The 25,162-nt window shown below is 46.2% G+C and carries 11 protein-coding genes and 2 pseudogenes; 8 read left to right on the top strand and 5 right to left on the bottom strand.

Annotated elements, in window-relative coordinates; genetic code table 11:
* Positions 1-14: 14 nt before the first annotated feature.
* Complete coding sequence (locus NXS07_RS03925; protein WP_238126012.1) at positions 15-479, bottom strand: antirestriction protein; 465 nt, start codon at positions 477-479, stop codon at positions 15-17.
* Between the two features lie 143 nt (positions 480-622).
* Here NXS07_RS03925 and NXS07_RS03920 point away from each other — a divergent pair, with 143 nt between their 5' ends.
* The gene (locus tag NXS07_RS03920; protein WP_238126010.1) at positions 623-907 is read left to right on the top strand and encodes a hypothetical protein; all 285 of its coding nucleotides are present in this window, start codon (positions 623-625) and stop codon (positions 905-907) included.
* Positions 908-1,005: 98 nt separating this feature from the next.
* On the opposite strand, the gene NXS07_RS22535 is transcribed toward NXS07_RS03920, so the two are convergent.
* Both NXS07_RS22535 and NXS07_RS03915 read right to left on the bottom strand, forming a co-directional pair.
* The gene (locus tag NXS07_RS22535; RefSeq protein WP_498063292.1) at positions 1,006-1,503 is read right to left on the bottom strand and encodes a FidL-like protein; all 498 of its coding nucleotides are present in this window, start codon (positions 1,501-1,503) and stop codon (positions 1,006-1,008) included.
* On the bottom strand, positions 1,500-2,303 hold the full coding sequence (locus NXS07_RS03915) for a winged helix-turn-helix domain-containing protein (protein ID WP_238126009.1): 804 nt from the start codon (positions 2,301-2,303) through the stop codon (positions 1,500-1,502). The genes NXS07_RS22535 and NXS07_RS03915 overlap by 4 nt, the downstream gene beginning before the upstream one ends.
* A 599-nt stretch (positions 2,304-2,902) precedes the next feature.
* Here NXS07_RS03915 and NXS07_RS03910 point away from each other — a divergent pair.
* The 7 genes and pseudogenes from NXS07_RS03910 to NXS07_RS03885 all read left to right on the top strand — a co-directional run bounded on the left by NXS07_RS03910 (position 2,903) and on the right by NXS07_RS03885 (position 24,590).
* The gene (locus NXS07_RS03910; RefSeq protein ID WP_155272393.1) at positions 2,903-3,220 is read left to right on the top strand and encodes a hypothetical protein; all 318 of its coding nucleotides are present in this window, start codon (positions 2,903-2,905) and stop codon (positions 3,218-3,220) included.
* A gap of 276 nt (positions 3,221-3,496) precedes the next feature.
* On the top strand, positions 3,497-8,668 hold the full coding sequence (locus NXS07_RS03905) for a Tc toxin subunit A (RefSeq protein WP_238126008.1): 5,172 nt from the start codon (positions 3,497-3,499) through the stop codon (positions 8,666-8,668).
* Positions 8,669-8,763: 95 nt separating this feature from the next.
* Entirely contained in the window at positions 8,764-13,347 is a 4,584-nt protein-coding gene (locus tag NXS07_RS03900; RefSeq protein ID WP_238126007.1) for a Tc toxin subunit A-related protein, read from the top strand.
* Positions 13,348-13,445: 98 nt separating this feature from the next.
* Positions 13,446-17,180 (top strand): Tc toxin subunit A-related protein, encoded by a 3,735-nt coding sequence (locus NXS07_RS03895; protein WP_258086194.1) that lies wholly within the window; start codon positions 13,446-13,448, stop codon positions 17,178-17,180.
* A gap of 29 nt (positions 17,181-17,209) precedes the next feature.
* Positions 17,210-18,175 (top strand): annotated as a pseudogene (locus NXS07_RS22170) (SpvB/TcaC N-terminal domain-containing protein); the annotation flags it as partial.
* 1,011 nt (positions 18,176-19,186) lie between these two features.
* Positions 19,187-21,667, top strand: coding sequence for a toxin TcdB middle/C-terminal domain-containing protein (locus tag NXS07_RS22165; protein WP_414079670.1), 2,481 nt, complete (start codon positions 19,187-19,189; stop codon positions 21,665-21,667).
* Between the two features lie 79 nt (positions 21,668-21,746).
* Positions 21,747-24,590, top strand: a complete 2,844-nt coding sequence (locus NXS07_RS03885) for an RHS repeat domain-containing protein (RefSeq protein ID WP_238126004.1) — start codon at positions 21,747-21,749, stop codon at positions 24,588-24,590.
* 151 nt (positions 24,591-24,741) lie between these two features.
* Here NXS07_RS03885 and NXS07_RS03880 read toward each other — a convergent pair whose 3' ends face one another.
* Together NXS07_RS03880 and NXS07_RS22160 are read right to left on the bottom strand one after the other, a co-directional pair.
* Positions 24,742-24,918, bottom strand: coding sequence for a hypothetical protein (locus NXS07_RS03880; RefSeq protein ID WP_238126003.1), 177 nt, complete (start codon positions 24,916-24,918; stop codon positions 24,742-24,744).
* 102 nt (positions 24,919-25,020) lie between these two features.
* Positions 25,021-25,162: pseudogene (locus tag NXS07_RS22160) on the bottom strand (IS6 family transposase); the annotation flags it as partial.

Raw genomic sequence — 25,162 nt, 5'->3', positions numbered from 1 at the left:
AGTAGGCTGAATCATCAGTCATTGTTATTATTGGCGCTGCCGATCAATGATGGACTGAGCACATCACCAGACGTCCTCAAATCCAGAACATTCCGTATCAATGCCGATTCCGGGTGTTGCAGCGCGTATTCCCGCAGTTCACAGAACCGGTACGCATCATCATCCGGTTCATCAAGCGCGGCAATACGGGCAAACACCACCATCGTCACGGCCAGCCCGAACGCATCCGCAGAGAGCGTCACTTTCAACGAATAATTCGGTAACCACACAGAATAAGTTTCCGCTGACATGGGCACCATATAAGTGAGATTGTCAGGCACGTTGCGGCTTTCCCATTGTTCATGCCGGTAAACGCCACATAACTGCATGGCCGTATTAGCAACCAGAAAACCCAGAAATATCCGCTCCAGCGGCTTTTTACCGGGAAACGTGGCAGACAGCGAGGGGCTGTCAAGCATGATAAGTTCACCTTGTTGCATGGTATTCTCCTGTAAAAAAGACGGGGAATACCTTGCCCGACGGGAAAATATTCCCCGTCCGGGTGATTGGCCTGTTGGCCATCATGGATTAAGTAACCTTCATCGCCAAATGACTGGCGATATCTGCTTCCAAAGGTGTGCAGATGTACCACACGGGCGTGTACTCCCTTTCAGGCTACAGGAGTGTTGTTGTCGCGACCCGAAGGCGATCCTCACAAGCGACCGGATCATTCATCAACGTGATGACGCTAATTGACAGCAATGACGTAGTCAAGGGGGGAATTCTTTTTCCGGCAGGGAAAAATAACGTTATTCTGTCTCAACATTCTGATAATACACCTGACGGATATAGCGTCCCCGCCCATCCTATAATTGATTTAATGTTGCAGAGAACGATATCAGGGAATGGCGAGGAGTGGCTTGATTAAAACGCCCTCGTAGAGGATAAATACGGATACGCTTTTTATAACGAAACACGTTCCAGGTAGCGCTCCGGATAGCCCCCTTTACTTGGGGGCTGGGATATTTAAAATCGTTTACACAAGAAAAGAGGCCCCAAAAGCCCGTTGAAAATGTAAAGATCTTTATCAACCGACGTAATATTTAGGTAAGAGGATGACGGTACTCTTCCCAATATGGGGAATATCGTATCAACTGTGGGTGGGGTATTGTCATTACCCCTCAATTTTACATTTATCATTTTGAATTTGTATATCTGATCATTATCAAAATCAGTGTAATCAATCTTTACTTCACGATCGATGATGTAATTTTTATTATCTATTGACAGTACACCTTTTTGTATCAAAAAACCGGTCCCATTACCATATAAAAATAAAAAAATTTTTCCATTTAAATTGGCTAGATCAGTGTTATTAACTTTTCTACGTGAAGTTAACTCACCCGCACATCGGATCTCGATGTTCTTTTTTTTATTGCTCACATTAATAATTTTAAATAATACTATTGACAAAATAATGAAAAGTAATGAAAGCGCAATATATAACCAATAATTTTTTTTCATCGAGTTACACCAATGTTGTTTAATATGCTTCTGCAGTCTTTAGGTTTGTTATTTTTGTCTAAGCCACATATGCCTATAAAACTCATTTGTGTGTCCTGACTGCCACTACGTGTTTTTTTGTAGTAAATATTCCCCTTCGCGAGGTCGCAATTAATGACTTCTTTGTTGATATCTTGTTTGGCTATATCAATATAATTCTCACCTACATCTATTGGGAGATCTCCCAATGCATAAACGTCACATTTTCCAACGCTATAAAGAAATGTTGTTTTTTCATACTGTACGTTTAGGTGTTTGAATGTAATAAAAGCTTTATAAGAAGCGTAGCTACAGAGGAAAACGAAGGCCATGCATATAACGAATTTTTTTATTTGTTGTTTTTTTGGCCTTATGACAATAGTTGTATCCGCGGGGTGCTTTAATGGTGCCTCACTTTCATTAATAGGAAAAACATTATCTTCACCCTGTTTAATAACTGGCTCTACAGCACCCTCAAAACGAAAACCTACTTTAGGAATGGTGATGATAAGCTTTGGATCCCTTCCCAAGGATTCAAATGATTTTCGGATCTCGCTTACAGCGACATTGAGGCTATTGTTTGAACGTATAAAACCATAATCCTCCCATACCCTTTTCAATAAATCTTCCCGATGAAGAGTTTTATTGCTGTTAGTGAGCATTTCAAGCAGCAGTCGCGCCGCTTGGTTTGATAGGGTGATGTCATGATTGCTATCGTTGAGTAATGACAGTTGCCTGTCTGCAGGTGAGTATATGATGGTAAAGTTTATGGCGTATTTCAATGACGTAATCCCAATCAGATTAAGAACTTTCTTAAAAAAATAACAGACAACAGATCTATAGATTTTCCATTTTACCGTCAATGGTTTTATTTAAAAGGCGTGCAAGTTGATCTACCCCTGTTTTTAAAGGGGTATTAACTGCTGCTGCGTGTGTTTTTTTTTATTATTATTGGAAGCTAATTATTATAATATGCATTAAATCGGAATAAAAACATTTTTAATGAAATAAATGAGTATAATGTTTTGTTTGTTTTTTTTATTCTTTATCATTGTCGCCGTTGTCACAGAGGTTCTCTGCTTGACTGGATGCCCAGTGTGACACGGGAAAACGGCGCTCAGGTTACAAGAGGTAAGTGTTGAGTTTTTCATTCATCGTAGGATGTGCTTATGGAGTGACTTATGCACTTGATGCACCTGCTTGTGGGCGCGGTTCCATTTCTTATGTTATTGCCTTTTGCTGTAAGTGCTTTTATAAGGATTGCACTGTTAAGGATGGAATGAGCCGAGAGTATCTTGGTTGGAAGACGCTAAATGATGGTGCGTCTGTTCATGCTGAGGGCAGCTTAAAATAGATTAAACCGCAAGCAATGGATTAAAAAATGGCCACTAACTATCGGGTTTTATTCTTAGCAGTCATATTATTTTTATTTGGATGTAGTAGTAACAAAGAACATGCATCAACTAAAACCTATGACAGAGTTAAATACACTGTTGTTAATAACACTCAATATAGCCTCTCTGTAATTCGAAAAAATGTGGCGTGGGGTAGCTGGGTTTCCATACCGCTATCAACTATTCAGCCTTATGGAAGGGATTCATTTTCTACCAAAGGAACCTTAATTGCAGGGACTGAGGGTAATGTAGAATATTCAATTTATGGAGGAAGCTTTGACGTTTATTGGAGTTTGTCGCATTAGGGTTCTGTTAAAAATCTTTTGCCGGTAAATAATCAAAACAAATTGTACGATATATATTGTGTAAATGATGCGAGAAACACATAACACACCCGAGAGCGAGTTATTGGAACGGATCTATTTTTATATAAATTAATTAATATTGCCTTTATGCAATTAAAGCTATTCACTATTATTCTTACTGTGATATGCCATATCAAACTGCAAAGTAACAATTAAACATATCATTTTAATAGACTAAATTCGTTATCACTCTTTGATAAATTATCGAGGTTTATCATGCCAGATCAGACTTCTGACAAAAAACAAAAAAAATTCACGGAACTAACCACCTCACACGACATTCTTGAACGACTTAATTCCCTGTCGCGAACATCAAATATTTCGCCAACCCGACTTAATCTAGACACATTAAGAGAATTTGAAAAATATACTTCAGAAGCTGAACTCAAAGAATTTCTTGCTAAATGGGAAACGGCTTTAGCCGTGGCGGCAACACGTAGCCGTGAAGATCGCCAGAAAACATCCCGGCAGCAAATATCTTCTCAAAAAACCGGAGTTCGTAGCCTGGTATCTGGACCCAGTTACAGCGATCAATTTTTGCCCGATGTGATAAACAGTAGCCAGCCGGGTTCAATTGAAGATCCAACCTCAGGGGTAGGATTTTTATATGAACAATACCAAATTACCAGAAAGCTGGAGGCACAAGCAAAAGATGCACCAGTCAATATTCCCTTAGCTAGCCGCCGCTCAGATATTTCTGAAACTATTATCGATAATGATGCCTACTCCAAAGAAGTGCCCGTTCTTAAATTGAACAACCAAGTACTTAAGGCCACTATCCAGAAATATATCAATGAAACTAAACCTGTTGGCACTACTGTTGATGATGTATTGGCTGAAACCTATTATCCGTTCGGTTTACCTTATGAGCGTTACCAGCATCAAATTAATTATGTTTTGGATAAGAAACGTGAAACACATACGGATAAATCATTAACTGAAAAAAATGGGTCACTGGGCGATATGATTCGCACTTGTGATATTGCTTATCCTTGGTTTAAGCAACCGGGTTTACATTCCGATCAAACCAATGATGCTCAGATGCTGGATACCTTTATGGGGCCGGCACAAGCAGAATTGTTGCTGGAAAAACCGTTCTTTCCTGCTTCACAGAAAGCCGTTCTTAATGCATATATCGCCAGTCCTCGTACCGCTCTTATCAGCAAAATCAGCGATCGGCAGAAAGATTTTTATAAAAAATGCTATGGAGTAGAGACCTCGGCAGATTTAGTGAACACAAAAGATTTTTGCATTAAGGTGGGAATTAGCCACGCAGAACTTGAATCGCTATTATCAATTGAAAAGTTCATGCCGGTACGTTCCGATTATGTAAGTAATAATGTTGCTGTACCTGCCTCACCCACGGTTTTTGGTTCCGTATTTATCAATGCCGGTAAAAGTGACTTTATTACTATTGAAACCATCAGCAGTGGTACGGGTGATGACAAGAGTACCCATCACATTTTAACCCATGTGACTGATGACAGTTTTGACAGAATGCAGCGTATTCTTCGTCTCAGTCGTTGGTTAAATCTCAGTTTTGAGGAAGTTGATCAATTGCTGATGGCGTTACTACGTGCGGAAAACCCCACGGAACAAAATATTGCTTCACTATGGCCGACACAAAATACCTTGCGAGGGCTGGGTTTGTTCCAGCGTTTCAGGAAAAAATACGATTTATCCGCAGCGAAATTTGCCGCCATCATTGATACTGTTTCCGTCTATGCCCGTGGTGACAGTACTTCTCAATTGGACACATTATTTCGTCTTAAAAATCAATTTGATAAGCAGTACATTATTGATAATAGTGAATTCTATATCGTTGGCCGTTCAGAGAGTGAACAAAAGAAAATTGCATTGCTGTGCGCTGCTCTGGGCATTGATAACGATACCTTTATTTTTATCGGCAGGTTGATTGCTAAAACGTTAAATTCATCAAATGCTCAGGCAGATGACTTCATTCCAGAAAAACTAACCTGGTCTATTGCGGTAATTTCAGCCTTTTATCGCGTTGTTACGTTTTCACGCGGTGTTAGCGTGGAGCCGGTAACTGCTCTGGCTCTGCTGAGTATTATTAATGATGGTGGGCAGCAATTCCTGACCAAACTCTGTCGGGTAGAGGTGAGTGGTAATCAATATAGCTCTGTGACTGACACATTCAATATTATGGACAATTTAGCCGATGCCATTGAATGGTGTCAGTCCAATCAAATAGATATTCCTTGGCTTTATCATGTCTTGTTGCCTGTCAGTAAAATGCCGGTGGCGACCGATCAGGAGCTTAACTTAGTTAAGGAAATGAATGCCAAAGTCAACCCGACGCTGATCACGGAGAAATCTTTCTCTGATGGCGGCGTTTTACCCCCTGAAAGTCGCAATGGCGCTACTAAAACCTGGATGCAAACTCTGTCTGCTTTTATTGATGATGGGAGTAGTGAAGAGAATATTCCGGGAATGTCAGGGCTGGTGAAAGATTTGGGCTACATGGATCCCCTCTCTTATCAAAGTATGTTGGCAACAGAACTGGCTAAAAAAGTCAGTGAAGAAGATAAAACACGTGATCCGGATATTATCTATAAACTCTCAACCATCATCATGTCGGCGAAAGCGAATCAGGAAGCGTTGGTTTGGGAAACGTTCTCTAACACTTTCAGCCTAGACGCGGATCAGGCCAGAGAGGTTTTGTTCTGGTCCGGTGGTAATTTCTATCAGGTACTGAAACATGTGATCCGTATTGCCTCTTCATCGGAAGCCCGTATCAGTATCGTGGAAGGCGATGCATTCTTAAGTCTGGTAAACAGAATCAGTAAACGGGCTGAAATTTGTCAGGCCTTTAACTTAAGCGCGGGTTTCCTACAAAGTTTCCGCAGTTATCCGCGGCGTTACCTGTTTAAGCAGTATGAATTAAGCAATCCTAATACGTCCAGTGCCCAAGACGATGGGGTCAAAGAACTGGATTTTATTACCCTCTATTCACTGGCCTGCTATGCAACCACATTGAAAGCCCTGGGGCGTGAGGAAACGTTAATCCTCAACTACTTGCAGCTTGCTTCAGTCATTCCTGGTCTGAACGAATTGTCAGAATCAGAATTACAGCTATACCGTGAGGATTGCGCACTAAAAGTTTCAGAATTTACTGGTTTTGCGGTGAAAGAGATTATCGATCTGTTCGACTCACTTTATCAGATGAATAGAACTATCGTGACAACGATGGAACAACTGGCTTTTATGATCCGTCTGCGGGAGGCTAAGGTCAGTATTAAGACGGGAGTTCGTGAACTTATTGCTCTTGCTCATCTGACGATATTTAGCGATAAAATGTCCTACCGTAATGCAGCTGAAGCAGGGCTAAGCAGTCTTGGTACAGGTAATGAAACCACGGCAATATCTCAATTGGGTGAGCTGGGGCAAACCGATACCTCGTTTATTACTGTCGATAAAGAGGTATTGATTGCAATTGACAAGAACAAGTATCCAAACGCACCAGAGCAAGTCGCCGTATTTACCGTAAAATTGCTTGATCCGTATGGCAATCCACGTGCTGGTATCCAAATCCGTTGGCAAACGACGTTAGGAAAACTGCGCACAGCCACTACAAGGACAGATGAAAACGGGGTGAGTCAGGCTTCTTTGTCGGAAGGAAGTTTGATGGGAGAAGCCAAAGTCACGGCGATCTATAGCCTGGAGAGAGAACTTGTTGCACCGTCAGTGATGTTGACTTATGACCAAAATAATCTCGTTATGTCCACAGTAGGTGATATTGTTGGCCGTCAGATAAAAGCGAATGGGAAAGATAAGGCACTATTTACTGTTTCGCTTAAAGATATTTATGGCAATGTGACTCTGGATGAAAAAGTTTCATGGAGCACGGATAAGGGCAAGTTAACACAGCAATTAACATCCATTAACGAGAAGGGAGAATCATCTGTTTATTTAACGGCAAATAATGTTATTGGTAATGCCCAGGTTTTTTGTGAAGCACATGATAAAAAAATTGAGTTTTATCCGGTACTCATTAATGACGTGCCTTATGTTGAATACGTAAAAGTTCTTGCTGTTGATAATTTAACACCGGGTTACTTTATTCTTGAAAAAGAATATCCGGTGGAATGTCGTCTATTGAGAGTGAATGGCGAACCTTTAGTTAATGAACCCGTAGAGTTCGGCTTTTTGGGTGAAGAAAGCGGAATATTTAACCCTGTTACCGGTAGAACAGATATAGAGGGTAGGTTTAGCAGCACGCTCACTTTTACGAAAGTGGGTTCATGTGTAATCACAGTGAAAGGAGAGGATACTGAATTAAAACAATCAGAGTCTGTCAATGCGATCCCACCCGTTAAGATTGTTGAGCAAAGCCAGTCATCTGAAGCAATATACACGCCAGATCAAAGCAGTGTAGATTGTAACGTTACTATAGAGCCCAAAGTTGCAAACTATCCTATTCAATGGCTAGCTAATAATATTCCAATTATGACAACAGTAACCGATTCAAATGGTACTGCTAAATTTACTTTTACTCCAGCTGATTATGGCAAACATCAATTACAAGCTAAGACACAGGATGATGATGCTGTTATTTTCACCATCAGCAAAGAACGTCGCTATGCGGTAGAAATGTTTACAACAGATGAAGAAGCACAGCAAGATATTCCTGATACATTAAGAACAAAAATTTACGACAATAATACGGGGGAGTATTTTGATAAATTCTTTATTAATTTCAAATCAAATCCTATGGTCGGTTTACAATTCCATGACAAATTAAAAGGTGATGTTAATAATCTTTCTTATATAGTCATAAGTTGTTTATTAGATTCGACTCCAGCTGAACAATTTAATATTAACATACCACAAAAATATTATGATTCTTATCAAGACATTGACGACAATGGGAAAGGAAACATTTCTATAGACGTTAAAAATGTCGATTGGAAAAATGTGAATACAAAAAATATTACGTTGAGCCTTCAACTCCAAAATGGAGAGATTATTACAGAAACATTCTCTGTGGCTATATTTATTAATCTTAAGGGCGTCTCTAAGGGTTCCTATGAGGAAAGAAGCATTCATGCCTATAGTCGTTACCCATTTACTCAAGAGGAATGGAAGTGCAATGATGATTATTGGGATAACATGGTTGCAATTGGAACACTGAGGGTACCCGTTTCAGGCCCTCCAACTCATGATATTTATAGCAATTTATCTTACTATGGAGGCGGCGGTGCCTGGCAGACGCCTGCTAGCGAATTTAGCATCTTGGCCCAAGGATTTGGTTGGGAGTTAAAAATAGGGGGGCTTAAAAATCTTGGTCCAGATGAATATTGTCATTCAGCATTTTACACAAAAATAGTTCTCAATGATCCGTCCACAATTCCTATTGAGAACTAATAATAAAATAAATTATTAACTATGTTTGCAGGCAGAGTCAAACACTGTCTGCGAGCAATATATTAGCAAAGAATTTTAATAATAAGGTAGAGACTATGCCAAATAGCCTTTCCATAATTAAACAACTTGATGAAAGTTACCGCGATGCCCTGCTGGATTACAGCCTTGGGCAAGTATTCTGTAATGATGAAAAACTTAAAATATTTAACATCGATACCGTTGATGAGCTTTATGAATATCTGCTGATTGACCCAGAAATGAATGCGGAATTTAAAACCACGCGGGTTGCCCATGTGATAAGCAGCCTGCTTCAGCGCAATCATGCTGTATATAATGGCATGGAGCCTGGTTTTTCAAATAATTTTTCCAAACAAGAGCTTGAGCAGTGGAATAATATTTCCAGTGATATGTCAATCTGGGCATCGAATAAACTGTTACAAAACTACCCGGAAAATTATATCGATCCGAATCTTCGTCTGAATAAAACCCATCTCTTTTCAAATTTTGTTAATGAAATCAATCAAAGTCGTATTTCTGAAGAAAGTGTACAAAAATCGGTGATGAGTTACCTTAGCCAGATGGAAGAATTATGTAATATTTCTACCGTCTCTGGCTATATGGATAATGCGACAGCAACGGATGCCAATTTCTGGTTTTTAGGTCAAAATCCACTGACACCCAATGATCTCTATTGGCGTAAAGCCGATAATATTCTCTACGAGCAGGATAACAATAACTGGGCAACCAACCCTGCTGGTTGGAGTGAGTGGAAAAAAATCAATCTCGCCGCCCAAAGTGTATTTTGTTCTCGTCTAGCTTATTTTAATAATCGGCTTTACTTGTTCTATTTTTCCAGTGTGCCAGAACAATCTGATAACCCAGAGGTAAAAAATAAGCGTTATACCACCCGTCTGGAAACCGTTTATCTGGGGCTCAATGACCAATGGTCTGAACCGACCGTATTGAAAACTTACACGGGCATGGAGGTTCCCAATGGGAATTATGAGCAATCAGGTATTGTACTTCGGGGACGCTATGATAAGGACAGAGGCAGCGAAATTCTGGATGTTATTTATAAAATAGAAAAAAATGTTATTCAGGCATTGTCACTCAACGGATGGATGGAATCTAAAGAGATTAGTGATCTGTCGAACAATCCTTTATATAAAGATATTTATGGTTTAATGAGCTCACGTAAATTACAGCTATATGGCTTTATTTATGAAGCGATAGACAAAAATATGTTTAATTTGAGTATTAAACCGCTTCCTGATGATCCTTGGAGTAATAAAGAGAAGTATAAATGTCGAGCCAGATTGTTTGACCCTAAACTGGAATTTAAAAAAGAAAAAGTATCCGGAAATGAGGTCTATGTTCCTTATGTCTCTGTAAGTACCGATTATGAGGATGATTTCAGCTATCGTGCTGCGAAAGAAATGCGCTATAAATCCAATCCCTGGATGCCTATTTTGAACGTAATGCGGGTTGATTTATGTTTTCAACGCAGAACACAGGATGGCCGTTATATTGCTAATATTACGCCCTATACTATTTGGGGATTATTACCCGTTCCTGTGATAATAACTGTTAACAATAAGATTATTTTTCATAACACAAGTCTATCATTAGTTAATGGTTATCAATACCCTCTTGAAAATACAGATGCAGTGAATGAGGCTGGAAAATATTTAAGCAACTTGGGTACAAATATACCTGCCGGAGCAATCCAAATCCATTTGCAAGGAATGGCTTTTAATTTTGGATTGACATCCTTTATTCCTGACACGTTGTATCAGGACGCTACTGTAAGAAGTTATTTTTTCCCCAGCGAATCGGGTACTGACAGAACAAATCAGCAGAAGACAATGGGAACGGTAACCGCAAGGGGACGGCATGAATTCAGCTCTCCATTTACGTTTTCCTTACGTAAGAATAAAGGTGATGGTGCTCTTCTCCCGATCATTGGTCGCTATCATATGGAAACCTATGTTACCCCCGGGAGAGATTACAACGCCGGAGATGGCAATACTCCCTTGCCAGACAAACCGAATCATTACGCTTTTCAGTTAGAAATTACGCAGGCTCAGGCTTTGCAGCTACCGGATATTGAATATGCAGCCGATGGTGGTCAGTATCTTGCCCTTAATGCAGTGGGTAATCATGGCCTTACCCATATCCGTCTGAATACCGTATTTGCTTCAGAGCTTTATTCCCGCGCTTCCGTCTCATTAGAGAATTTGTTCAGTTGGGCGGCACAAAATATACTGGAAGCAATTCCACCCGCAGAGTCAAATCTGCCAAAAACGCTCGATTTTCATGGTGCCAATGGCCGCTATTTCTGGGAAATTTTCTTCCATATTCCTCATGCTGTGGCCAATCGCCTGCATCAAGAGTTTAGCTACCGTGATGCGGAAAACTGGTATCACTACATTTTTAATCCACAGATCCGGGTGCATGAAGGTGAAGATAACGCCAACAAAACCCCATACTGGCGAGTACGTCCGCTGCTGGAACCCGGCAGTTATGCCTGGGAGCAGGAAACAGGGCGCGTGGCCGATCCGGATGCTATCTGCTATTCAACACCAGAACGCTATAAAAAAGCGATCTTCATGGAGTATGTCCGCAATATTCTGGCACAGGGAGATGCGCTGTACCGACGTCTGACGCGCGACGCACTGACGGAAGCACGAGTACATTACTCACGCGCCACCTCATTACTGGGGCCTCGTCCCGATGTGCTGGTCGCCTCGCGCTGGACGCCGGAGACCCTGGAAACGTTGTCAACGGATGCAACCGTACTGGATGGCTCGCTGAAACACTTTTTACCGGAGATGTTGCCGGAGATGAACAAAGTGCGAAATGGGCACTGGAAAGCACTGAATGATCCCAAAGCCTTTCGCACACCAGTCAATCCAGACTTGATAACACTGTGGGATACGTTGCAACAGCGTTTGGACACCTTGCACAACAATCTGACCATCGATGGCAAACCGATGTTGCTTGAGATGTATGCGGCACCGGTGAACCCACGTGACCTGCTACGAGCACAAAATAGTGCTTCAGGCCTGTCACAGCGAGCTGTCAGCGCATTGGCACCGATATTGCCGTATCGCTTCCGTGCCCTGTTACCACGGGTACAGAGCGCGGTGGAAACATTGACCCGCTTTGGTGATCTGGTCAAGCAGTACCGTGAACAGAAAGAACGGGCATTGCAGGAAGAACTGGTTCAGTCGCAGATGGATGAATTGTCGGCCTTTGCGGTACAACTACAAGAAGCGGCATTGGAGCAACAGCAGGCGGCTATAGATGCTTTGGCCGAAAGCCAGAAATCGGTGCAACAACGCCAAAAATACTATGCGGCACTGTATGACGAAAATATTTCAGCGGCTGAATCTCAATCTATGGATCTTTTGACCGAATCTTCAACACATGAAATCGCGGCATCCTCTTTTGACACCATCGGAGCCGTTGCCGATTTAGCACCTAATGTATTTGGCTTTGCCACGGGAGGAATGAATTACGGTGCCCCGCTCCGGGCGACGGCCAGTGGCTTGCGTGCGAAGAGCATTTCGTTGCAAATGAGTGCGGACAGACTCTCCCAAAGCGAACAATACCGGCGCCGTCGTGAAGAGTGGCGGTTTATGCGTGATCAGTCATCAGCAGAAATAGAGAGCATTCAAAAGCAAATTGATGCTGGCAAACTCGCCAAGGAAATGATTCAAATACAGATGAATCAGGCCCAGAAAGCGCAGGAGCACGCTAAAACGCATTATCAGTTCCTGTTAACACGTACCACAGGATCAGGTTTATATCAGTGGCTGGTTAGCCAGATGTCGACCTTTTATTTTCAGGCCTATGATGTCGTCACCTCATTGTGTCTGTGCGCAGAGGCGTGCTGGCAGTATGAAATGGGCGATTATGACACCCGTTTTATTCAACCCAACGTCTGGTTGGATAACTACTTTGGTCTGACAGCGGGTGAGGCTTTGAAACTGCAATTACTTAACATGGAAAGCGCTCATCTGAAACGTCACGAACGGCGTCTGGAAATTGTGAAAACCGTCTCATTAAAACAACTTCTCCAAAATGTGGCTGAGAACAATCTCAGCAGTTGGGACAAAATGCTTGAAAGTGGTCAATTAGATTTTGAACTGAATGCCTCTCTGTTTGATCATGATTACCCAGGCCACTATCTGCGACAGATTGTCAATGTTTCGGTCACAATGCCAGGATTGATTAGCCCTTATCAAAATGTGAAGGCAATGCTGACACAGGTGACTAGCCATACTCTGCTTAAACCGGATGTCTCCGCGCTCGATTACCTTTATAAGCAGGCGACGGCTAAACCGGCCAGTTTACTTTCTAATCCGCGAGTCAGTCAGAGCATCGCCTTATCTTCCGGTTCCGACGATCATGGTCAATTTATGCTGGATTTTGGTGATGAACGTTACCTGCCCTTTGAAGGAACCGGTGTTATGTCACAGTGGCGATTAAGCTTCCCATTACACGATCAGGAAGATCAACAAACATTTCTGAATTCGCTGGACGATATCATCATTCATCTTAGATATATGGCCCTTCAGGGAAACAGCACGTTTACCCAAGCGGTCAATCAACGTCTGGATGCTCAGGAAAAAGAGATTTTCGCTGATGATACAGAAGAAGCCGAGGCAAGGTAAAAAGCTATTTGACCAGAGATCATCGGCCAGGAGACAGCTTAAGCTGGCCCTGGCCAGAAAGGTGTCCTGATAAACATATTTTTATAAGTAGGTATATAATGTCTGAGACTTTTATTAACACGCTGGAGGAGAGTTACCGCGATGGGCTGCTTGCATATTGCCTCGGCCAGGTGTTTCCTCACACCGGATCTTTGCAAAAATTCAATATTAATACCGTCGAAGAACTTTACGATTATCTGCTCATTGACCCATTGATGAATGCGGATGCGAAGACAACCGTTATTGCGCATAGAATCAGCAGCCTCCTTCAGCTTAATCATGCAATCTATAATAATATGGAGCCGGGTTATACCAACGGGTTTGATAAGAAAGAGTTGAATCAATGGCAGTATATTGACAGTGATATGTCGGTTTGGGGAGCCAATAAACTGCTTCTTAATTATGCCGAGAATTATATCGATCCAGAGCTACGTTTAAATAAGACAACCGCATTTGCTGATTTCCTATCAGAAATCAAACAAAACCGTATCTCAACACAAAGTGTTCAACGGGCAGTTCAGAACTACCTCAGCAAACTAGAAAAGATCTGTAATATTTCAACAATAGCAGGCTATTTGTACGGGAATACGGTTACTGATGCTAAGCTTGTTTTTCTGGGGCAATCGCGTTTGCAGCCTGACCATTTTTACTGGCGTGTTGCGGAAAATATTATTCAGGATGTGGATGGTAAAGCCTCGCTATCGCCTACAGCATGGAATGAATGGCAAGAGATTCAACTGTCAACAGGCGAAATAATTAATCCCAAAATTATCTGGATTAATAATCGCGTTCATATTGTCTATTTTACTAAAAAATTCGAACAGGCCGCTGACAGTTCAGATCCCTCTGATACAACATTCACATACCAGCTTGAAATTATTTATCAAAAACTAAATAACACCTGGTCTACGCCAATTGTGCTAGCAATTTATCCTGATTGGCCGACTGACAAGCTGAAATTAACTGCCCTTGTCCTCTTTGGTAGAAAAAATACAGAGGGTAAAAATGGCTCATTTGATGTGATGTATGAATTGGATGATAGGCCTAGTCGATATGTAAGAAAAGTATTAACACTCGATTCACGTCTGCAATGCATTAAAGTAGAAGATATTCTGGAGCCACCTGCTGGGGGTAACGTACTTGCAATCTATGCAAAATTCTTTAGATCTAAAATAAACGTTTGTGATTCTGCATACTATTACGCCAAAGATTCAACTTTCCCCAATATTATCCAGGAAAACGGAGGGGAATATCTCGCTCTGCAAGATCAAAAGTTACCTGACCTAACTCATATCCGTCTTAATACCACTTTTGCAGCTCAACTTGTTGCCCGTGCTTCTTTATCTTTGGACAATTTATTTAGTTGGGAAGCACAAAATACACTTGAAGTAGCGCCTCCATCGAATGCTGTAGGTGTTCCGAATACACTGGATTTTCATGGCGCCAATGGTCGTTATTTCTGGGAAATTTTCTTCCATATTCCTCATGCCGTAGCCAACCGTCTGCATCAAGAGTTTAGTTATCGTGATGCGGAAAACTGGTATCACTACATCTTTAATCCACAGATCCGTGTGCATGAAGGCGAAGATAATGCCAACAAAACACCTTATTGGCGGGTATGTCCGCTGCTGGAGCCAGGAAGTTATGCCTGGGAGCAGGAAGCAGGGCGTGTGGCTGATCCGGATGCTATCTGCTATTCAACGCCGGAACGTTACAAGAAAGCGATATTCATGGAATATGCCCGCAACATTCTGGCGCAGGGAGATGCATTGTACCGCCGCCTGACGCGGGATGCACTGACGGAGGCACGGATACACTATTCACGCGTTACATCATTACTAGGGCCTCGTCCAGATGTGCTGGTTGCCTCGCGCTGGACACCGAAGACCTTGGAAGCGTTGTCGACTGACGCAACCGTATTGGATGGATCGCTGGCGCGTTTTTTACCGGAAATGTTGCCAGAAATGAGCAAAGTACGAAATGAACACTGGAAGGTACTGGATGATCCTAAAGTGTTTCGCACACCGGTCAATCCAGACTTGATAGCACTGTGGGATACGTTGCAACAGCGTTTGGATACATTGCACAACAATCTGACAATAGATGGCAAACCGATGTTGCTTGAGATGTATGCGGCACCAGTGAACCCACGTGACCTGCTACGAGCGCAAAGCAGTGCTTCAGGCCTGTCACAGCGAGCCGTCAGTGCATTGGCGCCGATATTGCCGTATCGCTTCCGCGCCCTGTTACCACGGGTACAGAGCGCGGTGGAGACATTGACCCGCTTTGGTGATCTGGTCAGGCAGTATCGTGAACAGAAGGAACAGGCATTACAGGAAGAACTGGTTCAATCGCAGATGGATGAACTGTCAGCCTTTGCGGTACAGCTACAGGAAGTCGCGTTGGAACAACAGCAAGCTGCTATTGATACGTTGATTTCAAGTAAAAAAGTCGTCACCGAGCGGCAAGCGTATTACCGCAAGCTCAAGGACGATGACATTTCTTCCGCAGAAAGAGACTCAATGGATAAGCGTAAGGAAACTATCCCTTATGAACAAGCTTCAGCGGGAATGGAATCTGCGGCATCGATTGCCGATCTCGTGCCAAATCTATTCGGTACTAGCGTGGGAGGCTCAGTTTGGGGGGGACCTGCCAGGGCACTCGGCTGGGCGCATCGCATTTCCGCTAGCGAAAAAAGAGTAATGTCTTATGTCACCTCAGAAAGCGAACAATATCGGCGACGCCGTGAAGAGTGGCAATTTCAGCATGATCAGGCTGCTGCTGAAGGTGAGATGCTCGATGAACAAATTAAAAGTGCTCAAAATGCAAAGAGAATGGTTCAGGTGCAACTTGATCAAGCTCGTAAAGAACAAGAGCAAGCCAAAGTGCGTTATCAACTCCTGCTGACACGTACCACGGGTTCAGCACTGTATCAATGGTTGATCAGTCAGATGTCTACCTTCTATTTTCAGGCCTATGATGCAGTCACTTCTCTGTGTCTGAGTGTTGAAGCGTGCTGGCGGTATGAAATGGGGGACTATGAGGCTCGCTTTATTCAACCTAATGTGTGGTTTGATAACTATTTTGGTCTGACTGCGGGTGAGGCGTTGAAGCTACAACTATTAAACATGGAAAGTACATACTTAAAGCGCCACGACCGACGTCTGGAAATTGTAAAAACAGTCTCATTGAAGCAGTGGGTGGAAAACTCGATTGATTCTCTGACATGGGATGAAGTCGTGGAAAAAATCAGAGAAACGGGACAATTTGATTTCAGTTTGTCACCTTTAGATTTTGATCGTGACTATCCTGGGCATTACCTGCGTCAGATAGTCAACATATCGATTAATATGCCTCTGTTACTTGGCCCCTATGAAGAAATAAAAGCGACGCTGACTCAGACATCAAGTGAAACCCTTCTCAGCCCTGATATGGCCGCTCTGAAGTATTACTATCCGGAGCAAGGCGGAGACATACCCATTAAGCCTGCCAGTATTCTTTCCAATCCTCGGGTTAGTCAAAGTATCGTTATCTCTAATCAGGAGAATAAAACTGGGGTGTTATACGCCAATATAAATGACGAACGTTACCTGCCTTTTGAAGGAACCGGAGCGATATCTTCTTGGCGTCTGGATTTTCCCCGCGCAGATAAACTTCAACAATCTAGGCTTATTAATGCACTGAAAGACATTGTCATAGAGTTTCGTTATACCGCTCAGACGGGTAATACAGCATTTACTCATGAGGTGTCTGGTTTGGTTAGAGAAAATAATAAACACTTTCGTCAGCAGTAAGTAATGAGAATCTGATCAGAGAAGCCAACATGGAGCTTTATATGCAAAATAGTCAAGATATTACGATAGCAGCACCATCACTACCTAAAGGCGGTGGGGCTATTCAGGGAATAGGCGAATCTCTTACTACTGGTGGTTCCAATGGAATGGTGACGTTATCACTGCCACTACCCATTTCCAGCGGGCGCGGCACTGCCCCTGCGCTATCCCTCACCTACAGCAGCGGCAGCGGTAATGGCGCTTTTGGCATGGGGTGGCACTGTGCTTCCATGGCTGTCAGCCTGCGTACCTCACACGGGGTGCCGCGTTATGAGGGCAACGATACCTTTTTGTGTCCGATGGGTGAGGTAATGCATGTTGCCCCAAACAAACAGGGCAAGCCGGATATCCGCACCACAAACCAGTTGCAGGGCGTCACGTTAGATGAGAACTGGCAGGTGACCCGTTATCAGCCCCGTATCGTTCATGATTTCAGCCAGCTGGAATATTGGCAGCCAGTACAGAGCAGTACACAAAAACCTTTTTGGGTGATGCTCAGTTCCGATGGTCAAGTGCATCTCTTTGGCAAAAATGCCCATGCCCGGGTGGCTAATCCGGCTGACGAGAGCCAGATTGCCCAATGGCTACTGGAAGAAACCGTGACGCCCACCGGCGAGCATGTTTACTACCAATACCGTGCCGAAGATGACGCCGGCTGCGATGAGCCTGAAAAAGGACAGCACCCGTTATCCGCTGCACAGCGCTATTTGATGCAGGTTCACTACGGCAATATCACGCCACAGGCAAGCCTGTTTGCCCTGGATAAGGCGCTGCCTGCCAATGACCAGTGGCTGTTTCATCTGGTGTTTGATTACGGCGAACGGACAAGTTCGCTGTATGACGTGCCTGCGTTTCAGGCAACGTCTGGAAACTGGCCTGTTCGCCAAGATTGTTTCTCCCGCTTTGAATACGGTTTTGAAATTCGTACCCGCCGCTTGTGCCGGCAGGTGCTGATGTTTCATCGCTTGAATGCGCTGGCGGGTAAAAATGAGACCAGCGAAGTGCCTGCATTAGTCTCATGTCTGATGCTAAGTTACGATCCCAATCACAGTATCAGTACCTTGGTTTCGGCCCGTCAGGTGGCCCATGAAAATGACGGGACGCCCGTCACCCTGCCGCCGCTGGAACTGGATTATCAACGGCTGGATACGGTGTCGTTGCCGGCCTGGCAGCCTATGCCGCAGTTGGACAAATTAAATCACCTACAGCCGTATCAGTTCGTTGACCTGTATGGCGAAGGGTTGCCGGGCATCCTTTATCAGGACGCGCCCCATGCGTGGTGGTATCGCTCTCCCATACGTGACACCTCGGCGGAAGTACGCAATGCCGTGGCCTATGGGGAGATAAAACCGCTGCCGCAGATCCCCGCCCAGCAGAATAATGCCTCGCTGATGGACATCAACGGGGATGGCAAGCTGGATTGGGTCGTGACCTCTGCCGGAGTCAATGGCTATCACTCGATGGCGCCAAACGGACAGTGGTCTCCTTTTATCCCGCTATCCGCCTTACCGGTTGAGTATTTTCACCCTCAGGCACAACTGGCCGACCTGACTGGCGCGGGGCTGGCTGATCTGGTCATGATTGGGCCACGCAGTGTACGCCTGTATGCTAACCAACCAACGGGCTGGAAAAAAGGCAACACCGTTATCCAGTCCGACGGCATGACATTACCGATCCCCGGTACGGATGAACGAAAACTGGTCGCCTTTGCCGATATGCTGGGTTCCGGTCAGCAACATCTGGTGGAGATTGCCGCTGACGGCGTGATGTGCTGGCCTAATCTTGGACACGGCCGTTTTGGGGAACCCATCAGACTGGCCGGATTGACGGTTTCAGCCAAAAACTTTAATCCCGATCAGGTGTATTTGGCCGATATAGAGGGTTCCGGCACCACCGATATTCTCTATGTCCACAGCACCTATCTGGAGTTGTTTATGAATGAAAGCGGCAATCAATTTGCGGCGCCGGTGCGCATCAATCTGCCTGAGAATGTCCGGTTTGACCGGACGTGTCAGTTACACATCGCCGACACGCAGGGATTGGGCGTATCCAGCATTATTCTGACTGTTCCCCATATGACGGTGCAGCACTGGCGGTTGGATATGACTCAACACAAACCCGGGCTGCTGAATACCATCAACAACAATATGGGCGCGGAGACCACCCTGTTTTACCGCAGTTCAGCGCAGTTCTGGCTGGATGAAAAACACCAGGCCGAAAGCGTGGGGCGTTCTGTGACCAGTTATCTGCCCTTTCCTATCCATGTGTTGTGGCGCACTGAAGTACGGGATGAAATCACGGGTAACCGGCTGACCTCAGAGCAGAATTATGCCCATGGTGCCTGGGATGGCCGGGAGCGTGAGTTTCGGGGATTTGGCCGGGTCAGCCAGAAAGATACCGACAAGCTGGCACAGGCAACCCATTCGTCAGTCACCGATCCCCTGCCGCCAGCCATCACGATCAGCTGGTTTGCTACTGGGATCCCCACCGTTGATGCCCTGCTGGCGGAGGAATTCTGGCACGGTGACAAACAGGCTTTCCCGCCCTTTACCTGCCGTTTTACGCATTTTGACCCTGATAAAGAACAAGATGTCACGCTCGTTCCCTCGACGGAAGAGGCTTACTGGCTGCACCGGGCGTTGCAAGGCCAACCGCGGCACAGTGAGGTCTATGGCGACGATGGCACAGCGCAGGCGGGTATCCCCTATACCGTTATGGACAGTCGGCCCCAGGTTCGGCTTCTGACGGGTTTACCGGGTAACTCACCGACAGTCTGGCCGAGTGTGATTGAACAGAGAACCTGGCAGTACGAACGGATTGCCGATGATCCGCAATGCCATCAACAGGTGGTGCTGAACAGTGACCGCTACGGTTTCCCACGGGAGACCGTCGACATTGCTTATCCCCGTCGTCCTAAGCCCGCGGTGTCAACTTACCCGGATACGCTGCCGGCGACGTTATTCGACAGCAGCTATGATGATCAGCAACAGCAATTGCGGCTTACCCGGCAACGGCAACATTACCATCACCTGACTGATACGGAATATCAGGTGCTGGGACTGCCTGATGTCGTGCGAAGCGATGCCTGGGGCTATCCGGCAGCGCGGGTACCCCGTGAGGGTTTCACCCTGGAGGACTTGCTGGCAGAGAACAGTTTGATAGCACCGGGCACGCCATTGACCTATTTAGGGCATCAACGCGTGGCTTATACCGGAACGACCGGAACCGAAGAAAAACCGACCCGACAGGCGCTGGTGGCTTATACCGAAACTGCGGTTTTTGATGAGTTGGCCTTGCAGGCCTTTAATGGCGCATTGAGCCCGGAAGCCCTGGAAAAGAAATTAATCGAGGCGGGTTATCTGCATGTTTCACGTCCGCTCAATACGGGTGCAGAATCGGCGGTCTGGGTCGCCCGTCAGGGATATACCGATTACGGCGGGGCTGAGGCGTTTTACCGTCCGTTGGCTCAGCGGACGACGGTGCAGATTGGCAAAAACACCCTCCATTGGGATACCCATTACTGTGCGGTCGTCCGTATGCAGGATGCGGCGGGTCTGTACACGGATGCCACCTATGATTACCGCTTCCTGACCCCTGTTCAGATAACCAATGCCAATGATAATCAGCAACACATCACGCTGACCGCGCTGGGGCAGGTGTCATCCGGCCGGTTCTGGGGTACTGAGGAAGGGACTCCGCAGGGTTACACCCCGCCTGAAGACCGCCCATTTACGCCACCGTCCTCAGTGGAGGAAGCCCTCGACTTGAAACCGGATCTTCCGGTCGCCAACTGCATGGTCTATGTGCCGCTGAGTTGGATGCCGTTGGCGCACACCTGTCAGGAATATATAGCCGGCTTTACGTGGCAGGCACTGCTTGACGCGGGGGTAGTGACGGAAGATAAGCGGGTTTGTGCGCTGGGTTTCCGTCGCTGGGTGCAACGTCAGGGCATTGTGCTGAATGGGCAGGCATTGGCCGATTCACGGGAACCCGTCCATGTCCTGACGCTGGCCACTGACCGTTATGACACTGATCCTGAGCAGCAACTGCGCAAGAGCGTCACCTACAGCGACGGCTTCGGGCGTTTATTGCAAAGTGCAGTCTACCATGCGCCGGGAGAAGCCTGGCAACGCGCGGCAGATGGCAGCCTGATCACGGACGCGAAAGGAGCGCCCCTCGTAGCCCATACCACAACCCGCTGGGCGGTCTCAGGCCGGACAGAGTATGACGGCAAAGGACAACCGGTTCGAACCTACCAGCCCTTTTTCCTGAATGACTGGCAGTACATTAGTGATGACAGTGCACGGCAGGATTTATATGCTGATACACACCGCTATGACCCGCTCGGCCGGGAATACCAGGTGAGAACCGCCAAGGGATATTTGCGTCAAAACCTGCTGACCCCCTGGTTTGTCGTGAATGAGGATGAAAACGACACGCTCTCTTAATTAACACGATAACGTTAAATAATCACACCTTCCTGCCAGGTGCGGGGGAAGGTTAACTACTCTATCAAGGAAAGGGTTTATGACTATAAACAGAGGCGATAACCTGCATCAAAAAACGCCGGAAGTGACGGTTCTGGATAACCGGGGGCTGACCGTTCGCGAGCTCCGTTATCACCGCCACCCAAATACCCCCGCCACCACCGATGAACGGATCACCCGCCATCGGTTTACCCTCGCCGGTCAGTTGGCGCACAGCATTGACCCGCGCCTGTTTGACTTACAGCAGACGGATAGTACCGTCAATCCTAATATGGTTTATGAGACGGCACTGACAGGCGAAGTGGTGCGCATAAGGAGTGTCGATGCGGGTAATACCCTGATGCTGAATGATATTACGGGGCGCCCCGTACTGGCCATCAATGCAACCGAGGTCACCCGTACCTGGCAATATGAGCATGAAACCTTACCCGGCCGCCCGTTCAGTATCACCGAACAGCCTGCTGGCGAAGTCGCTCGTATCACGGAACGTTTTGTCTGGGCCGGGAACAGTCAGGCGGAGAAGAACAGCAACCTGGTCGGGCAATGCGTGCGTCACTATGACACCGCCGGACTGAACCAGACAAACAGTATTGCGCTTAACGGCGTGCCGCTGTCCATCACGCGCCAATTGTTACCAGACGGTTTAAACGCAGACTGGCTGGGCGACAAGGAATCCGCCTGGAACGACCGGCTGGCACCGGAAAGCTTCACCACCCTGAGCACGGCGGATGCCACCAGCACGGTACTGACCACCACCGATGCGATGGGTAACGTACAACGGCTGGCGTATGACGTGGCAGGCCTGCTGACGGGCAGCTGGCTGTCACTGAAAGGGCAACAAGAGCAGGCCATCGTAAAATCTCTGGCCTATTCGGCCACAGGGCAAAAACTGCGCGAAGAGCACGGCAACGGTGTGGTGACTGCCTACACCTATGAACCTGAGACGCAGCGTCTTGTAGGCATAAAAACCGAACGCCCACAGGGGCATGTTCAGGGGGAGAAAGTGTTGCAGGATCTGCGTTATGAATACGACCCTGTAGGTAACGTGCAGCGCCTTACCAACGAGGCGGAAGCCACTCGCTTCTGGCGCAATCAGAAAGTGGTGCCGGAGAACACCTATAGTTACGACAGCCTGTATCAGCTGGTCAGTGCCACCGGGCGAGAGATGGCCAATGCCGGGCAGCAGGGCAGCCGCTTACCTTCCGTCACCGTTCCCCTCTCCACCGACAGTTCAGCGTACACCAATTACACCCGCTCTTATACCTATGACACCGGCGGTAACCTAGTGCAGATACGTCACTGCGCCCTGGCAACGAATAACCGCTACACCACCGCCATTACGGTCAGCGACCGCAGCAACCGCGGAGTACTGAGCCAGCTTACGGAAGATGCCTCGAAAGTGGACGCGCTGTTTACGGCCGGGGGGCACCAGAAAACGCTGCTGCCGGGGCGGACGCTTGCCTGGACACCGCGCGGGGAGCTGCTGAAGGTGATGCCGGTGACGAGTGAAGGCGCAGTAGACGACGGCGAAAGCTACCGCTATGACAACAGCAGTCAGCGTATCCTGAAGGTGAATGCGCAGAAGGTGAACGAGGCTGTACAGACGCAGCGGGTGGTTTACTTGCTGGGTTTAGAACTGCGCACGACCATCAACGGGAGTGCAGAAAAAGAGAACCTTCAGGTTATCACGGTGGGCGAAGCGGGCCAGGCGCAGGTGCGCGTACTGCACTGGGAGGCCGGGTTACCGACAGTCATCAATAACGACCAGATACGTTATAGCTACGACAATCTGCTGGGCAGCAACGGGCTTGAAGTGGACGGAGAAGGGAACATCATCAACCTGGAGGAGTACTATCCGTACGGCGGCACCGCCATCCTGACGGCCCGCAGCCAGACGGAGGTTGATTATAAGACGGTCCGGTACTCCGGAAAAGAGCGGGATGCGACGGGGCTGTACTACTACGGTTATCGTTATTACCAACCGTGGGCGGGACGGTGGCTGAGCGCCGACCCGGCAGGAACGGTGGACGGGCTCAACCTGTTCAGGATGGTGAGAAATAATCCTGTTAGTTATAGTGACTATCTTGGTTTGATGTGGAAAACAGTAATTAAAGGTGTTGGTGGAGCAGGTTATGCAGCCTATGCATATAGTCAACAACCAGGTAGGGATAACACCTCCTCTCCTCAACAAGAAACCTCGCGACTAGTAACTCCGGGAGAGAAGCTAGCCAATCAATGGATTGCCAAATCTAAAGAGGTATCCTTGAACGTTGCTGATAAAATCACAGGTGCATTCACTGGCAGATATGATGCTGCTGTTCACATATCAAAAGGTGAAATACCGGGTGCCAAGACCATCATTAAAGGGGCAGAGGTGGCAAGTGAGGCTGCACAATTTGCAGTCCATAAAGACTTGTCAGAGGTTAATAAAACTAGTTTGGCAGAATCGGCAGTTGTCGACGCGTACAACAATTTAGGTAACGTCATTACTGCCACCAAAAAAGTTGTTCATACAGGCGCGGTGGTTGCCACTCTTCCCACCCACAAGCAAAATGAACTTGCAGAGGAAATTGTGAGACGTTCCGATGAAACTACAACCGGTTTGAAGGTCTCTGTAGCGACAGGAGTAGCTGTTGCAGGAGCATTGGACACGGCTGCCATAGCGGCGGGACCTAATCTTCCCTTGAGGTTCGCCCTTATGAGCGCATCAGCACTCTGGAAGGCCACCGGAGTTGTTCATACAGCTGAACAACTATCCAAAGTAGCGACCGAGCATAAAGATCTCGTCTCTAACGAACTGGGAAAGAACGTAGCTAATCAAATGAGAACCATCAACAAACAAAAACTTGAAGAGCTTAAAAACAACATCTTTAAGGAGTTGTAAACTTAAGGTCCTGTCGCATTAGCGCAGGCAAGTTAGCAAAAATTGGCTGCCGGTTTGTTAGGCAGCCAACAGGTAAGATTGGCTAACGTTCAGCAAAACATTTTTCGGACAGTGCTCCTGTGTCAGCCTTCTCCTCCTTTGTCGCCTCGGCTTAACGCGAAAAACTGATCCCCCACACACTCATCTCCCGTTTTTGTGGATAACTGGTAAGCGTCTCATCTGAGCCGTATTGACGTTCAGTCAGTTGTGAGATCAACTTTCCAGGACAGCAGATCGCGCACGGCCTTGGTGCATGGATGGCTAAACCGGTATCATCGATGTTAGTCATCCATTATTAAACCGATTAACGATGCCGCATAAACATAACGCCGCCAAGCGGGTTCTGTCGCATTAACAGAGCGCTAGCAAGAGAAAATGATGTAATTGTTTTTTATGCAGCCAATTGATAGAAAAAGTCGGCGGGTGAAAGAAAACACTCTGGTTCTTGCGGATATTGTCCTTATAGTAACATACTGACCAATTCAATACCGCTCAATAACGTTTGAGCTCGCCGGAAATGTTTAAATCCCAGC

Origin of the sequence: Xenorhabdus bovienii (genome assembly GCF_024721015.1) — a bacterium.
Taxonomy (GTDB): domain Bacteria; phylum Pseudomonadota; class Gammaproteobacteria; order Enterobacterales; family Enterobacteriaceae; genus Xenorhabdus; species Xenorhabdus bovienii.
The sequence above is the reverse complement of the archived record's forward strand: the minus strand, read 5'-3'. Positions and strand labels throughout refer to the sequence as shown.